The organism is Agromyces sp. H66 (assembly GCF_004959775.1).
Classification (GTDB): Bacteria; Actinomycetota; Actinomycetes; order Actinomycetales; family Microbacteriaceae; genus Agromyces.
In genome coordinates this window covers 17,469-32,910 of sequence record NZ_SJZG01000013.1, presented here as the reverse complement: position 1 = coordinate 32,910, position 15,442 = coordinate 17,469, and the positions used below count along the sequence as shown (strand labels likewise).

17 protein-coding genes are annotated in these 15,442 nt (G+C 62.9%); 13 read left to right on the top strand and 4 right to left on the bottom strand.

From position 1 onward, the window contains the following. Nucleotides 1–122: 122 nt before the first annotated feature. Both EZM51_RS17575 and EZM51_RS17570 read left to right on the top strand, forming a co-directional pair. Nucleotides 123–635: a CYTH domain-containing protein gene (locus EZM51_RS17575; protein ID WP_169053968.1), complete on the top strand. Its 513-nt coding sequence runs from the start codon at nt 123–125 to the stop codon at nt 633–635. After that, nucleotides 619–1,176, top strand: a complete 558-nt coding sequence (locus EZM51_RS17570) for a hypothetical protein (RefSeq protein WP_136709613.1) — start codon at nt 619–621, stop codon at nt 1,174–1,176. Before EZM51_RS17575 ends, EZM51_RS17570 begins: the two co-directional genes overlap by 17 nt. 35 nt (nt 1,177–1,211) lie before the next feature. Here the strand turns inward: EZM51_RS17570 and dgt are convergent, their stop codons facing one another. The 4 genes from dgt to EZM51_RS17550 form a co-directional block, all read right to left on the bottom strand. Beyond that, nucleotides 1,212–2,936 carry a dGTP triphosphohydrolase gene (dgt, locus tag EZM51_RS17565; protein WP_136709612.1) on the bottom strand — a complete coding sequence of 575 codons (1,725 nt, stop codon included), beginning with the start codon at nt 2,934–2,936 and terminating at the stop codon, nt 1,212–1,214. A gap of 4 nt (nt 2,937–2,940) precedes the next feature. Next, nucleotides 2,941–3,198, bottom strand: coding sequence for a hypothetical protein (locus EZM51_RS17560; protein WP_136709611.1), 258 nt, complete (start codon nt 3,196–3,198; stop codon nt 2,941–2,943). 899 nt (nt 3,199–4,097) lie between these two features. Further along, nucleotides 4,098–5,294, bottom strand: a complete 1,197-nt coding sequence (locus EZM51_RS17555; RefSeq protein ID WP_136709610.1) for a hypothetical protein — start codon at nt 5,292–5,294, stop codon at nt 4,098–4,100. Further along, the gene (locus EZM51_RS17550) at nt 5,284–8,139 is read right to left on the bottom strand and encodes an AAA family ATPase (protein WP_169053967.1); all 2,856 of its coding nucleotides are present in this window, start codon (nt 8,137–8,139) and stop codon (nt 5,284–5,286) included. Before EZM51_RS17550 ends, EZM51_RS17555 begins: the two co-directional genes overlap by 11 nt. Nucleotides 8,140–8,364: 225 nt before the next feature. Between EZM51_RS17550 and EZM51_RS17545 the strand changes: the two genes are divergently transcribed. The 11 genes from EZM51_RS17545 to EZM51_RS17495 all read left to right on the top strand — a co-directional run bounded on the left by EZM51_RS17545 (nt 8,365) and on the right by EZM51_RS17495 (nt 15,431). Continuing rightward, nucleotides 8,365–8,859 carry a hypothetical protein gene (locus tag EZM51_RS17545; protein WP_136709608.1) on the top strand — a complete coding sequence of 165 codons (495 nt, stop codon included), beginning with the start codon at nt 8,365–8,367 and terminating at the stop codon, nt 8,857–8,859. A gap of 127 nt (nt 8,860–8,986) precedes the next feature. Continuing rightward, nucleotides 8,987–9,172 carry a hypothetical protein gene (locus tag EZM51_RS17540; protein ID WP_136709607.1) on the top strand — a complete coding sequence of 62 codons (186 nt, stop codon included), beginning with the start codon at nt 8,987–8,989 and terminating at the stop codon, nt 9,170–9,172. Nucleotides 9,173–9,174: 2 nt separating this feature from the next. After that, nucleotides 9,175–9,834 carry a hypothetical protein gene (locus EZM51_RS17535; RefSeq protein ID WP_136709606.1) on the top strand — a complete coding sequence of 220 codons (660 nt, stop codon included), beginning with the start codon at nt 9,175–9,177 and terminating at the stop codon, nt 9,832–9,834. Nucleotides 9,835–9,913: 79 nt separating this feature from the next. Continuing rightward, nucleotides 9,914–10,414: a nucleotidyltransferase domain-containing protein gene (locus EZM51_RS20880; RefSeq protein ID WP_211195968.1), complete on the top strand. Its 501-nt coding sequence runs from the start codon at nt 9,914–9,916 to the stop codon at nt 10,412–10,414. Beyond that, nucleotides 10,411–10,743 carry a HepT-like ribonuclease domain-containing protein gene (locus EZM51_RS17525; RefSeq protein ID WP_136709605.1) on the top strand — a complete coding sequence of 111 codons (333 nt, stop codon included), beginning with the start codon at nt 10,411–10,413 and terminating at the stop codon, nt 10,741–10,743. The genes EZM51_RS20880 and EZM51_RS17525 overlap by 4 nt, the downstream gene beginning before the upstream one ends. A gap of 84 nt (nt 10,744–10,827) precedes the next feature. After that, nucleotides 10,828–11,664 (top strand): nuclease-related domain-containing protein, encoded by an 837-nt coding sequence (locus EZM51_RS17520; protein WP_169053966.1) that lies wholly within the window; start codon nt 10,828–10,830, stop codon nt 11,662–11,664. A gap of 229 nt (nt 11,665–11,893) precedes the next feature. Next, the gene (locus tag EZM51_RS17515) at nt 11,894–12,970 is read left to right on the top strand and encodes a hypothetical protein (protein WP_211195967.1); all 1,077 of its coding nucleotides are present in this window, start codon (nt 11,894–11,896) and stop codon (nt 12,968–12,970) included. Then, nucleotides 12,948–13,841 (top strand): hypothetical protein, encoded by an 894-nt coding sequence (locus tag EZM51_RS17510; protein ID WP_136709603.1) that lies wholly within the window; start codon nt 12,948–12,950, stop codon nt 13,839–13,841. Before EZM51_RS17515 ends, EZM51_RS17510 begins: the two co-directional genes overlap by 23 nt. Nucleotides 13,842–13,921: 80 nt before the next feature. After that, the gene (locus EZM51_RS17505; RefSeq protein WP_136709602.1) at nt 13,922–14,389 is read left to right on the top strand and encodes an XRE family transcriptional regulator; all 468 of its coding nucleotides are present in this window, start codon (nt 13,922–13,924) and stop codon (nt 14,387–14,389) included. Further along, on the top strand, nt 14,386–14,787 hold the full coding sequence (locus tag EZM51_RS17500) for a hypothetical protein (RefSeq protein WP_136709601.1): 402 nt from the start codon (nt 14,386–14,388) through the stop codon (nt 14,785–14,787). The genes EZM51_RS17505 and EZM51_RS17500 overlap by 4 nt, the downstream gene beginning before the upstream one ends. A 188-nt stretch (nt 14,788–14,975) precedes the next feature. Then, on the top strand, nt 14,976–15,431 hold the full coding sequence (locus EZM51_RS17495; RefSeq protein ID WP_136709600.1) for a hypothetical protein: 456 nt from the start codon (nt 14,976–14,978) through the stop codon (nt 15,429–15,431). Nucleotides 15,432–15,442: the final 11 nt, after the last annotated feature.

Genomic DNA, 15,442 nt, shown 5'->3' with positions numbered 1-15,442 from the left:
CCGCTCTGCTTCCGTCTGGTGACCTCGCCGGTTCGTGCTGTGTGAGGGGTTGAAACAGCACCGGGCCGCAGCCCGCAGCCTATCGGTACGATCGGCACAGGCCGCCCCTGATTGGAGCCCCAGTGAGCGAAGAGTTTGAGCGAAAGTACCTCGTGGCGAGCGATGAGTGGCGCGCCAAAGTTGTCCGATCCGAAGCGATTGGCCAGGGCTATCTCGCGATCAACGATCGCGCGACCATCCGCGTCCGCATAGCCGACGGAAGAGGCACCTTGACGGTCAAGAGCCAGCACATGATTGGCATCGCACGAGTGGAGGTCGAAGCGGCCATTTCACTCGCGGACGCAGAAGCATTGCTCGAGCATCTCTCTTCGGGGACCGTACTCAAACGGCGCCACTACCTGAGTTCCGAGGCTGCCGATTCGCTAACATGGACTGTTGACGAATTTGAAGGAGGCAATTCGGGGCTGCTCATGCTCGAAGTGGAAGGGCCTGGAGAATTTGACCTGCCAGATCTTCCGGGATGGGTCGGAGATGAGGTCACATTCGATCCACGGTTCAAGAACAGTTACTTGAGCGCGCACCCATTTGCCGGGTGGGGGACTAAGCATCCGACACCAGATGGCGCTGCACGATGACGGCGGATCCACGCACAAATACGAACGCGAACGACGTTTCCTGGTCGCAGACTCCTCGATTGTTAGGGGCTGTCCTCATGTCTTGATCACGCAGGCATATCTGTGGACAGAGGATGGCTACGCAGCGAGGGTTCGCCTGATTCAATCCGAGGAGAACGACGGTAACACGCGTGACATCGATGCGACCTTTGCCATTAAAGGGCCACGAATAGGCGACGAGCGATTCGAGGTTGAGTCTGCGTTGTCAGACTTCGATGTTGCCCGAGCCATCGTTGAACGAGCGTCCATGATCGTGACGAAGCGACGGTATCAGGTCTACGACCTCGAAGCCTGGGACATCGACGTATTTCGCGGCGATAACGAGGGTCTCGTGATTGCTGAGATTGAAGGCACGGAATCGCGGAGCGTCCAGCAACCAACATGGGCTATCGAGGAAGTCTCGAGTCAGGAAAAATACAACAACGAGGAACTGGCACGCCATCCATACGCGAGATGGAAACCAGGCACCAACGATAATGACGAGCTCTGGTCAAACGCCTAGCATCTAGACCTTCTTCTGAGACGCATGCCGAAACACTAGATAGACAGCCAGTACTGGGAGAGCGGCCGGACCGCGTCCCCCGTCAACCGCTGGTGAAGCAGGGCTGCTTGCTTGTCCGTCAGCGTGCAGATGAAGTCGACAATCGCCCTCGCCACGGCCGCCTCTTTCCCTCCGTAATTGTCCGCAGAGCCGTCCGAGAACGTCTTGTCCAGGTACTCCACTAGGCGCGGCGGCAGCCGCCTGTTGTTCACGCTACGACTAGGGGTATAGATACCCAGCGCCATCGCGAACAGGTTCTCATAAATATCCCGAATAACGCGCCGCTGCCCGCGCTGCACGGCTTCCAGGTTCGCGTCGTTGATAACGTAGAACTTGGTAATGGATTTGAGGAACTCCGCCACGATTCTTCCAATAGGATCGACCTTAAGGTGAAGCGTTTCGGGCGAGAGACCCACCACTTCACAAGCATCTTGCAGCTGGCGGATCATCGCTGAGGCGAATGATTGGATTTCGGCATGCGAGGAGCGTGAACCATTGAAGGGAGCCGTCGGGAAGTTGCTCACAACTGTCTCTCGAACGAGATCCCACAGTTCGTCCACCGTAAAGCTGAGCTTGGTCTCGTCCGATAGTCGGTTGATCTTTTCGGCGGCGAATGGCAGGAGCTCGTTCCAGTCCAAGTCTCGAAAGAGCGAATCCGGGGGCGCTTCCGCCAGAATCGGCGCAGTATCCGGCGACGGAGTCTCCACTCTTTCGCCTGAGTCTAGGTTGCGGCGCTCTGCGCCGTCATCGTCGCTCAGCTCGTCGTCCGCCATCAAGACCGCGTCCGACGGCTTCAGGGTGCCATCGCCCGCCTGCAATTCCCGCTGGATCACGGATTCCGACGGGGTGGTGTCGACGCTACCCGAGTACCGCAGCCTATGAAGAGGAATGCGACCGGACTTATAGAAGTCCTCGAGATCGTGGACCGCGTAGGCGATGTCATCTGCCCAGTCCATGATCTCCGCTTCGACAGACCTCCGACCGGGCTCCCGCTCCGCGCCTTCGGACCCGGCCGCGTTGTGAAACAATCTTGCTGAAACTAGCTCGTCGTAGTACCACTTCTCAGTGGAATAGAATCCCCACTTTTGAGAGGTTTTCGGATTCTGAGGGTTCTCGCCATGCATCCACGGGTACTTAGAGATGGCGGCGAGCGAGCGGAACGTCAGATTGAGTCCCTCTTCTGAGGCCATACCAGGTTCACGATGCTCCGCCTTCCGGAAGCTGAGCCGAGAAACAATCCGAAACGACTGCGCATTACCCTCGAAACTATCAGGCAAGATAGGGCGCTTCCCGACGCCCGGAAATCCCACGGCACTGCGCAGTAAGGATTGCAGTTCACTTTCCGCCGCGTGCCCAAAAGGTGGGTGACCGATATCATGGCACAGCCCTGCTACATAACAGACCTTGGGGTTAAGGTAGGAATTCTCGACCTCTTCCCGAGAGATTCCCTTCAGCTTTGCGAATTTCTCAGCAAGGAGTTGAGCGAGCCGTTCAGCCACCTGCGCGACCTTGAGGCTATGAGTTAGCCGGTCGTGGAATACGTAATCATCCTGCGGCGAGATGACCTGAGTCACGCCGGACAGCCGTCGAAATTCTGGGGCATAGAGCACGCGGTCGGCGTCAATCTCGAAGGGCGACCGAAACTCGCCGTCCTCGGGCTGTGTTTTCTCAACACGACGCTGTGCACCACGATGTACTTTCTTCGAAGATGTCGGCGTCATTGTCTCATCGTAAGGACATGCGGCCGGCCTTTAGGTCATAATGAATGACCCCATCTGACTCAAGTTGATCGAGCACTAGTTGCGCTGTACCAGGCGATACATTGGCATTCTTTACTACCAATCGCTTGAGCATCAGCGGGCTCACGGTGATGTCCCGACGTGCGGCGATCTCGAGGACAAGGTGCGCGACTTGCCGAGCTGCTTGCCACTGCGACCGCTCCGCGTCTTCTCGCTCGTCGAGCGACCTCTTGATGTCGCTCACTGTGGATTCCTTGGCAGAGCGTCCCGGTATCGGGCTCTCAACGATTGACATTCACCCCTCCGCAACCCCAGCTTCGCAGCAGCGCTGGTCGATAGGAGTTTCGCCACCCCCACCGACATCAGCGAGTGCATCTGTCTGGCCGTGGATCAAGACTATCGGTCCGCCGAGGGTCACGGTGTGGCCAACCCGCCGATCCACCTATGGATCCACCTACGAGCCGAGTCGGGTGGTTCTGCCCACGAGCGGCGTCGGTGGATCTGCCCGAGCGACGAGCCATCGCATAATGCTCTGGGTGGCGGCCGCCGCGATGGGCTTCCCAGTTGGGTCCTCGTCGTAGACGTCGCTAGCCATCGGTGATGGTTAGTGAGTGCCGATCAATGTCTCGGGGGCGCTCATTGGCGCACCGAGTCACGCACCGCGCAGTGCAAGGGCACCTGGCCCAGGTCGTAACCACGATCGCCAGGCAGCTTCAGCTGCCGCTGCCAAAGCTGTGAAGCGAGCCGTTCCTCCTGCCATGGCTGGAACGACGCCGCCGAGGTCGATCAGACCCCGTTCGCCGTCGCGATATCGAGAGCACGTCCACGGCGTATCCACCTGGAAGATGGAAAACCTGGTCCAGGGGCTCGGCGCCGACACCAAGTCCGAGGTGTCCAGGATGGACGGCAACCTCGACAAGGACGCGTTCGTATGGGGCGGCCGCGGCTGCTTGCGCCTCGATCAACTCCTGGTAGCGGTCTGGGTCGCGAACCGGATCCGCTCGAGACGTTCCTTGATGCGACCTGTGCAAGGCGGGTAGTGTCGCGGGCCGTGGCCCATCGCGAACTGCACCTCCGTTCCTTCGGTGAACCTCCTGGAGCTCCTCACTGCCGAACCAGACAGGGCGTCACCGATACGCAACATCAAGTGGAGGCGTCAGTGAGTGCGGCGGCATAGGTCGCGAGAGAATCCAGCCGCAATCGGACGTCCGACCAGTCGCCTCCGAGCCCCAATGGGTAGCACACAAGCTCCTGTCCGCCGCCAATCACCGTCACTTGGCGGGGCGGGGCGCCGTCAGCCTTGCAGTACACGAGGATGCCACGAGGCAGCCCGAGTGCCGTCGCGTAGGCAAGGAGCTGGTAGTAGTCCGGGTTGTGAGCTATCCCCGATCCTGTCAGCTTGTACTTCACGTCCCCGACAAGAACGTCTCGCCCGCGCGTCCGGAACAGTAGGTCGGGCTGCATCGAGACCGTGGGACGCTGGCTGAGTGCTATCCCCTCCTGCTCGACCACTTGCAGCGCCGGATGCAAGCGCGCCGCTAACTCGGCTCCGATCCAGCGCTCGTACAGCTTGTTCATATCGACGAGGAAGGAGGTAGCTTCGAAATCTCCCGGCCTGTGCGCGAGCCCAACCCCTTCAATCACGATGGCCGCGAGAGCCAGCGCCGACTTGTAGTGCTCGTTGAGCGGGCCCGCCCGGATGAACTCGGCCTCCAGTAGCGGAAGGTCGGAGTCGGATACCTCCTCGAAGCGAACCATCAGATCAGCGCTGAGACGGCGTACGTCAGGAGGAACGGACCACTGCCGGATCACCTTGACAGCCGCACGAAGGACGCGGTTCTCGGGCACGTTCGCCGTGAACTCGTCATACCGGCATGGAGCCGGCCACGAATCCCAAGGCCGGGCGACAAGCTCCGACATCAGGAGTCGACCTCGGAGAACGGGCTGGCGATCCTCGCGCGTCTGGTACCCGTGGATAAGCCCCCTCCTAGTCGCCTGATCGATCTCGCGGAGCACGAGTTCGGCGGTACCTTCGACGAGGTCGGCGCTGGCGTAGTCCGCAGCACGTGAGGACCAGTCCGCCAGTCCAGCGACTGCCGCAAACATCATCAAAACGTTCTGCAAGTCATCGACCTTCGGCACGATCCTGACCCTGATCGTGTCCAGGTCGACGGTGCCAACCCACGACGACGCGCGAACCGTGAACCATCCCGGCTCTGTCGTCGGCACAACCCAGAGTCGATCCTGCGGAACGTTCTCAAGAAGCGTCAGGTCTCGCCCGCCGAGTTGTACGGGCGGGGACGCACCGTACTCGGCCAGTGAGACGGTCCTAAGCGTCATCGGATTCCAAGTCGGCGTTGAGAGCTTCCTGCTCCTCTGCCGCCGCAGTTGAACCTGGTCCGTACCGATGGAGCACTGATTCCCAGGTGAACTCAGCGAGCCTCTCGGGCTTGCCGTAAAGCTGGTCCTCGATCATCGGGTAGACGCCGTAGTTCCACACGCGCCTCAGGCGCGTGTCTTCGAGGACAGTCGGCTTGCCCTTGCCTGCGCCATCTGGCATGAAGTGCGAGTGGCCGATCAGCAGGTGGCTGCCACGGAGAAGCACCCTGAGCTCCTCATTGACCCCGTCGACGAGCGAGGCGATCCACGCCGGTTCTTCGTTCTCCTTCAGCCAGCGGCGCAACAACCCCGACAGAGGCCCTTCGTTGGGTACGAATGGCATGAAATGGAACCGCCGCCGCAAGGCAGCGTCAATCATGGCGATCGAGCGGTCGGCCGTGTTCATCGTTCCGATGAAGTAGAGATTCGCTGGCAGCTCAAACGGCTCGTCAGCTCGATAGGCGGTCCGGACCCACTTGCGCCGGTATTCGAGCAGGTACAGAAGCTCGCCGAACACGCGCGGGAGGTTTGCCCGGTTCAATTCGTCGATGATCAGCACGTGCGGCTGGCCAGGTGCAGCTTCGGCCTTCTCAGCCATCAGGGCTAGAGGCCCTTTGCGCAGTTCGTACGACATCTGACCGGCCTCGTCGGTTCGTGGCCGGTAGCCTTCAAAGAAGTCCTCGTACGACGTCGACGGGTGGAACTGCACGAGCATCCGACGATCCGGGTCTGGCTGAATTGCAGCGGCGAACTTGTCGGCGACGTAGGTCTTGCCGGTTCCGGGCGGGCCGTAGAAGACCACCTGCCCCTTCTCGAGGATCAGCTCCCTGATCTCCTCCAGGAAGGATTGCGGTACGAACAGCTCCGCAGCCGTCCGGCCGAGAAGGTCTATTTCGGTTCCTGAATCGTCAACGTCGTTCCCAAGAAGCCAGTAGGCAAACTGAGTCTGACCCCAGGGTTCATTCGGAAACAGCGGTTCGAGTCTGGCCCGCAGGGTGTCGTTTGCCGCGAGGTGTTGCTCGCCCCGGGACAACGTCTTGTCCGGCTCGGGAAGCCCCAGCCGACGTAGCATCGCGATCTTGCCATGGGGGCCGGTCAGCGGGAACACCGGAAGGAACCGGTCTGGGTCAACGATGGCAAGCATCTTCAGCACCACCGACTCGCCAAGACCCTTGGTGCCGAGATCCTCCCAGTCGAGCGCCCGGTCGATCCTCTTGGCCACGGGCTCAGGGTCCCAGAGGATGTCGTGGACCTTGCGCGCAAACGCGTCAAGCGCGATCGAGTCCATTACGCGGAGGCTCGCGTTCAGCACTGATTGTGGTCCTGGACCGCCATAGCGAGAGGTGTTGATCAGCAGGCGGAAAACGTCCAGATCGAAAACGACCAGATTGTCGGCGCTGAGCATCTCCGCGAGCTTCGCCCGCTCATCCTTATGCCAAGAATCCTTCTCGTTGGGGTACGGCCACTCCGCACGGAATCGCTCCGCGAGGGTGGTGAGTTCGTCGTTCACGGAGGCGCCAGAGATCGGTGTGATCGTCACCTGCCTGTCGGCACGAGGGGCGACCGCATCAAAGACCGGAACGAGAGCTTCTGCGACGTCGAGGACAGCTTCACGCAGGCTGATACCTTGCGGGGCTTCGTCCCACGTCCACCACCGACCGACGAACACCTGTCCCGAGCGGTAGCCCGTGATCGGCGTAAGGCGGTCGCCAGTCAGGTGCGGCTGAAGGTGGAAGAACGTCATGCCCTCAGGCACCGTCGATAGCACACGCTCGGCGATCGCAGTTGCGTCTGCTTCATTCTCCCCATACGCGTGGACACCGACCGCGACGCCCGAGCGCGTAGCCCAAAGCCTGAAGCTCGGCGCGCGACTCACGTCGCTCTCGGCCCAGACTGTGTATGCGTCCGCGCGGTACGCTCCCGTCTTGCTGAACTCGATGCGAGCGTCTATGGGCTGCGCCTTGAGCGCGCGGTCCACTCGAGCGCTCAGCGCCTCGACTAGCCCTTCGGCTGCAAGCCCAAGTTCTCCTTTGAGCTGAAATGCCAACCCTTCGGCACGAGTCGCGATGGGATCGTCGGCATACCCCACGCCGCGCGTGTACCTCGCCATGAGCTCAGCGGCCTCAGCACACATGCTCGCAAGCGTTGGGTTGAGGCCGACGAACTTGTGTTCGGACAGGTACCACAAGAGCCGGTCGAACCGGGTGATCCTGTCGGGGCTCAAGGTGCGCGCGGCTTCGACATACTCGGGCCAACGCTCCTGGTTGCTCCAAGGACGCAACCAGCCAAGTTCGGACATCATCTGAGGAGCGCTCGTCCACATCACTGGCCACGGCGGCGTTGCCCGATCGGTAGCCCAGAACAACGAGAGTACGTAAGGGATCCGGCCCACTTGCGGGTAGCCCTTCGACGTGAGCTTCTCCGTCACTCTCGCGACCGCATTGATCTTGTCGATGGACTCGGCGATGCTTTGCGGCGTTGTCAATGCACTCTGTAGGACCCGGATGGTGTCAGTGTCGCCTTCGGGCGTGTACTTCGCGACCTGATTGAGCCACATTTGGCCGAAACCACCGAATGAGGTGTACGGTCCAGGTCTGTGCCGCCACTCGTCGACTTCTTTGCGAAACTCGACGAGGTCTCCATCACGCTGGAACGCGTCGACTATTGCGCGTAATTCGCCGTCTCGGTCTGCTCGGTGTGCATCCTCTGCGGCCCACGCATTCAGGACTTCTCGGTCGCCCTCGACCGCCGCATCGATCTGCTCAAGCTTCGCTTGCCACCGAGGCAAGTCATCCTCATTTATCACGACCAAACCTCCTGGGGTAAGGATGCCGTGTGAGAGGTGTCTATGTAAGCGGCTGGCCGACAGCCGCCGCAAAGTTAGAAAATGGCGTCCTCTTTTCGGACTCGGTCGAGTTGCCAACATGATCCGAAACCATTTCCCGATGGAGCGACGAACGGATGCTGCGGGGCGGTGCGGGAGGGGCGTGATGGTGACGGCCGTCGAGGTCACCGACGCTACGCTGTCGCGATGGATATCTCTGAAGCCCCGCTTCAGGCCGTGCTTGCTCAGCGAGCGGAGCTTCTCGCGCAGGTGAAGGCGCTCACCAGCGAGCTGCGGCGTCGCGGGATCGCGCGGACCGACAACTTCATTGGCGAGATTGGCGAACGGCTGGCGCTCGACGTGTACGGCGGTGAGCTCGAATCTCCGTCTGCGAAGGACATAGATCTCATCGACGGCCGCTCGCGCCGCATTCAAGTCAAGGTGCGCGAGCTACCTGCGGGCGACCTTCGCCGGTACACGTTCGCTTCGTTGGACTTCGATGTCGCGATCTGCATTCGATTCGATCGCGCTACCTACGCGATCGACTGGGCACGCGAGATCTCGGCGGCGGAGATCGCTGAGCTGTCGCAGGCCTACCGGGCAGAGCTCCGACTCAGCGGCTCCCGTGCCCGTTCAGCAGGCGTCGATGTCACCGAGTCGTTCCGCAACGCCTGGAGCAAATTGCAACGCCAGTTCGCATGATTGCCCGACGCATCAAGCCTAGAGACCGAGGCGAGCGATCTGCACGGTCTTCACCTGCTCTCGCTGACGTTGTGTCGTTCTACGGCACCAACCCCAGACCTCGCCGCGTCTCGCTACGCTCTCGATCATGACCGCCCAGCCCGTGACACCCAACGAACTCGCACGTGAACTCGACGTGCGGCCGGTGACCATTCGCAACTACCTGCGCTCGAAGTACGGCGTGCTGGCCTCTCGGCACGAGACGCGCTGGTTACTCGATGCCGACCAGTCCGCCGACGTCCGTCGCGAGTTTGGTCACCGGGCGGGCAGGTAACGATGCGAACCGCCGACCTCATCCGTCTCTATCCTCAGGTGTTCCACATGGCCGCCGATGGCAGCTGGCCGTCGATCGAACGGCATGGCCTGCTCTCGTCGGCCGCGCTCGTGGACCGCTGGGACCTGGAGCCCGCTCATCGCGCCCGCCTGCTCGCAGAGCGCCGTGAGGAGTCGCACGTGTTGGAGCATCCGATTCATGGCACCGCCGTGATCCGGGATCAGAAGCCGATCCACGAACAGTCTTTGGCTGAGGCGTTGGACGGAATGACGCCCGTCGATTGGTACGGGGAGCTGAACTCGCGGGTGTTCTTCTTCCTGCAGCAACGCCGCCTGCTCGATCTGCTCGGTGCACGCTCCTACCGGAACGAGGCGCACACCGTGATCACCCTTGACACCGCGCGCCTGGTGGAACGTTACGAGTTCGCCATCGAGCTTTGTGCGATCAACTCGGGCTTCGCTCAGCGCCACAGCAAGGCACGGCGCGGCATCCGAACCTTCAGGTCGATCAGCGGCTACCCGCACCCCGAGCGGGCCGAGCCCCGCGCAAAGGGACACGACGTCGCCGAGCTGACCGTGCGTGGTGGAGTCACCGATCTCGGGGGTCTCGTGGTCCGCGTCGAGCGGACGCGCGGCACTGAGGTGCTCGAACGGATCCTCTGAGACGCCGTTCATGCGGAGGTCCCGTGCTCTTGCGGGATCACCAAGGTACCAGATGGTATTCTGGTACCAAGGAGCAATGATGGCGACATTCACCCCGATCAAGATCGACCCGGCGACCGATCGCCTCGTCTCCGATGCAGCGCACCTGCTGGGCCGGACGAAGAAGGACATCGTCAGCGCGGCGGTGCGGGAGTTCATCGATTCGCACCACGCGGAACTGAGTGCCGGCGTGACGGCGACGGCGGAACGACTGTCGGGCGGGCGCCCGGCGCCGAGTCGCCCCGGCGTGCGCCCGCTGCGTGCGCGTCTCAACGCGAACCGCGAGGAGCTGCTGGCCGCACTCGGCGACTTGGGCGCCACGAATGTGCGCGTGTTCGGCAGTGTCGCCCGGGGTGACGAAACAGCGACGAGCGACGTCGATCTCCTCGTCGACGTTGGCGACGGCGTCGGCATGTTCGGCCTCGGCCAGATGCGCAGCGCCGCGGAGCGCATCCTGGACGCGCCGGTCGATGTCGTGCCGGCTTCGAGTCTGAAGGCCGACGTCGTCGACAGCGTGCTTCGCGAGGCGAGGCCGGTGTGAGCCGGTCGTCGCGAGCCCGGCTCGGAGACATCCTCATCGCGTGCAGGATCATCGAGGACTACGCGACACGAACCGACGACGACGGCATCGTGTTCGATGCGATTCGCATCCGACTCATCGAGATCGGGGAGGCCGTCAAAGATCTCGATCCGTCCGTCACCGCGCCCGAGCCCGACATCCCGTGGGGCGACATCGCCCAGATGCGTGATCAGCTCGCGCATCGGTACTTCGACACGTCACACGCGATCGTGATGGCCACCGCTCGAAACGACATCCCGCTCCTCAAGTCCGCTGTGGAGCGCCTGCTCGACGGCGAACGAGGTCAGTAGGTACCTTCTCGACGAGCGGGCATCCTGCGGTTCGTGCAGATCCGTCAACCCCGCGTTCGGGGACTCTCACCGGCGCCAGGTCCATTGGCAGTATCGGAGACCCACACCATCGACCCGGGAAGTGACGCCCTGAACGAGCACACCGTCAGCCCCTCTCTTGGGCTGCGCCAGCCCGCGACATCCGTCATCGCCGAATGCCTGCGCGTGCAGGCGACCGTACCTTCGAACACCGCCGTGCAGCGCTTCTTCGGCGTCTCGCCACTCGGCCGCGAGGCCGAGCCGTGGTACGTCGGCGCACTCGGAGAGCTCGAGGTCGCGCGCCGGCTCGCCGGGCTCGGGCCTGAATGGTACGTGCTGCACTCCGTGCCGGTCGGCAGCGGCGCGAGCGACCTCGACCATGTCGTGATCGGGCCGGGCGGGGTGTTCACGATCAACACGAAGCACCATCGCGGGCAGAACGTGTGGGTGGGCGCGAAGCGCATCCTCGTGAACGGGCAACGTACCGACCACCTGCGCAACGCCGCGTATGAGGGGAAGCGCACGTCGAAGCTGCTCTCGGTCAGCGCGCGGATGCTCGTCGACGTCACGCCGATCATCGCGATCGTCGGTGCACGACGTATGACCGTGCGCGAGCGCCCGTACACTGTTGCTGTGCTGCGAGACTTCGAGCTCGTCGGTTGGCTGCAGCGGCATCCGGTCACGCTGACGGCCGAGCAGGTGCAGCAGCTCGCGTCGCTCGCCGCTCAGCCCGCGACGTGGAAGCGGATGCCGGAGACCGAGGCCGTCGATCACGACGCGTTCGACCGACTGCGACGCGACATCGAGCGGGCGCGACGGCGCCGCGTGCTGTGGGTGACGCTCGGCATCGCCGCGCTGCCGTTCGCCGCGATGGCGATTTACTCCGCCACGTTCTGGCCGTGATCTCGGTCGATCGCTGACGCCCCGGCTGTGGGAGGAGCTCGTCGCTGTGCCGCAACCCGCTGCGTTCGCGTATTCCACATAGTCCGCCGGGGGCGGAATTCTTAGTTTTCCCGAACATGGACACCCCCAACCGCTCTCCTTGCCGGTACTCTTGCGAGTGTGTTCGGGAAAACGCCATTGTCGGGCGCGTAACGAGGTAGCATATTTTCCGAACGGATGGGGGGCGATCATGCCAAGCATCGTGGAGCCGATGAGCGAGGCCGAGGTCATGCGTGAGGCCGCTCGCAGGGTGATCAAGGCGCTACCTCCGGAATGGTCAGGCGAACTCTCGTCCCCACGCGCCGAGTTGCGCGGACGCAACGACGCAGTACTGACCATCCGTTCACCAAGCGGCGCAGCCGCCACTATCCCCGTCGAGGCCAAGCGAATCGTTGAGAGTCGCGATGTCGCCGCATTCACCGATCGAGTCAGTTCTTCAGATCGACCGATCCGCCCTCACCTGATCGTCATGGCCCGCTATCTTCCTGGAACAGTTCGTGAGCGACTGACGAATGCCGGACTCTCATGGGCAGACGCCACGGGCAACATTCGTGTTTCCCTCTCATGGCCTGGCCTATTCGTCTTCGACAGGGGGGCGGATAGCGATCCTTGGCGTGGTCCAGGGCGCCCGAAGGGCACGCTCAAGGGCGAGCCAGCGGCGAAAGTTGTTCGCGCGCTCGTCGATTTCGACCGTGAATGGTCCATGCGACAGCTCGTGGAGGTTTCCCGCGCGTCGACGGGTGCGACCTATCGAGTAGTCGACTTTCTGGAAGAGGAAGGACTTGTCGAACGAGCAGACGGGCGCGTGATTGCCCGGGATTGGCTGCAGATCCTAAGGCGGTGGAGTGTCGACTACAGCTTCGCACTGACGAATCTGACGACCAAATGGATTGCACCAAGGGGAATCGACAGCGTGCTCGCTCGTGCTCGAGAAACACCTGATTTGCGTTACGCGGTGACGAGCACCGTAGCAGCCGCGCGCTGGGCGCCCTGGGCGCCGCCCCGCTCGGCAATGATCTACACAGAGTCAGTGTCGCTCGCCGTAGAGAAGTGGGGCCTTCGTCCAGCAGAGAGCGGGGCGAACATCGTACTGGCCCAACCCAAATACGACGTCGTCTTTGAGCGAAGTCAACTCTGGGATGGAGTGAGAATTGCCGCGGCATCGCAGGTCGCGGTTGACCTGATGACCGGCCCTGGCCGTAACCCGGGGGAAGCAGAGGAGTTGCTCGGATGGATGTCACGCAATGAACACGATTGGCGCCGATAGCCCACTGGCTCACGAGGACCTGCTTGTCGCAGCACGCTCCGCCCTCCTTGATGCGCTCGACGCGCTGGAGGCACATCGAGACGCCGTCATCGTCATCGGCGCCCAGGCCATCTACCTCCGCACGAAGTCCTCGCTGGTTGCGCTCGCGGAGGCGACAAAGGATAGTGACCTTGCGATCGACCCACGTGCGCTCAGTGATGATCCGAAGGTTGAGGAGGCAATGCGGAGTGCCCACTTCTACCCGAACCCTGTGTCGGGGAATCCGGGAGAGTGGATGAACTCCGCTGGAATCCCCGTTGACCTCATGGTCCCCGAAGCACTCGCTGGTCCGGGCAGAGCAAGCGCGCGTGGGGCTCGAATCCCCCCGCACAGCCGCCGAGCAACCAGACGGGCGAGCGGCCTGGAAGCGGCGCTGATCGACAATGACCGACTCGAAGTCGCTGCGCTCGACACCAACGACAAGCGCGTGTACCGAGTGCGAGTAGCCGGCCTGGCTGCCCTACTCGTCGCGAAGCTGCACAAGTTGGGCGAACGTGCCGCTACCGCTCCACGCCGACTGCATGACAAGGATGCTCACGATATCTACCGGATTCTGGTGGCAAGCGATACTGGCACGATCGCCGCGAAGTTTGTCGAGCTCGTCTCCGACGACATGAGCAGTGCCGCGACCGCTCAAGCGATTGAGTATCTCCGCGAGCATTTCGCGGCAGGTGCGAAAGCAACCGGGTCGGCGATGGCTGGCCGTGCCGAGGAAGGAGTCGGTGACCCCGACTTCGTTTCGCAATCAGTTTCGATCCTGGCCGATGAACTGCTCGTTGCAATCGACAAACTCAGCCGTAACGATGGAGGCTACGAAGGCACGGATTCGTGAACTCGCCGGTTCGAGGCGATGCCGCTGTAAGGCGGGATGAGGCTTCCTCGTCGGCGATATCAGCACGATATACTCTCGTCATGAGCGCAAGCGAGGAGTCCGCCGCCGCGCTCGTTCGACGCGCTCGCGAGGACGCCGGCATGTCCCAGCGAGACCTTGCCGCCCGCGCCGGGCTGAAGCAACCGAACCTCGCCGCCATCGAGTCTGGCGCCCGGGAGCCGAGCAGCGAGCTCCTCTCCCGGATCCTCCGCGCCGCGAGACTGCGCCCATCGATCCCCCTCGAGCTCTTCGCATCGCGCATTCGCGCGCTGGGGCCGCGGTATGGCGTGAGCAACATCCGGGTGTTCGGTTCCGCTGCCCGCGGCACCGACACCGAGCGCAGTGATGTCGATCTCTTGGTCGACGCCGTTGATGAGGTCGACTTCCTCACGCTCGCGGCCTTCCGCGAGGAGGTCGCGAGCATCCTCGGCTTCCCCGTTGACGCGGTCGTCGACGACCCCGACGACGAGATCGTCCGCGTCATCCGTCGCGAAGCGGTTCCGCTGTGAGCGAGGAACCCGCACCGCGTGGCTTCCGGGCTCGACCACGAGCGGATGCCTCGGACCACCAGCGCCGAATCGAACGCCTGCTCGAAGAGGTCGCGCGCCTTCGCTCGCGATTCGAGCGCGTGTCGCGCGACGGTCGCGAGGCGTTCGTCGCGTCGGGATCCGACAGCTACGACATCGGGATGCTCGCGGTCATCCACCTCGCCGATTTCGTCGCCCGCGAGCTGCCGGATGCCATCGCGGCCGCCCTCCCGGAACTCGCGCGCGATGGGCTGCGCGCAACTCGCAATGTCGCCGCACACAACTGCGCGGGCCTCGACAATGCTCGACTCTGGAGCACGGTCAGCGAGCACGCTCCTGCGTTGCTCGATGACATCGAGGCAGCCCTCCGAGCGCGCTGACGACGAGGGCGCGATGCGGGCGCGACCGAAGTCATAAGGCGGCTTGGAACCGTCCGGCGAAGTTATTGGTGAATCAGCCTTCGCCGTATAGCTTCACAAACCCCGCCGACGGCCCGTTGCCGCACACGGGAGCCCGGAGTAGATTCCGGACCGCTGGGCTGAGTTCTCTTACCGAAGGGGCGATCGAGATGGCTGATGGAGCATCCCAGCTCGAACCGACGATCGAGATCACGGACGCCGACTACCCCGAGATCATGCGGATCATGGCATCGGATGGAGAGGTCGACGCGTATCTGCGAAGCGCCGGCGTCGCGTCGGAGGTCTTCGACGTCGCGATGGACGCCGGAGCGGGCCCGTGCGCCGGCGAGCGCGCGATGCTCGGAAATGCACTGCTCTACGTGGTCGAGGTCGGCGAAGTGACCGATGCGTCGGAGTCGGAGGGAACGATCAACCTCCCGGCGTCGGCCGCCGCCTCGCTGATGGCATCGCTGACCGAAGTGAGCAACGAGGGCCTTCGCGTGGCCGACTGCCTGGGAGCGACGAATCCGGATGCCGCCGCCCCACTTCGGGAGACGTTCGAGCTGCTCGGCCTCGATGTGGACCGTCTCCGGCGAGCGACCGACCGGCGGTCGACGGGCGCCTGAAGCGAGGCGGA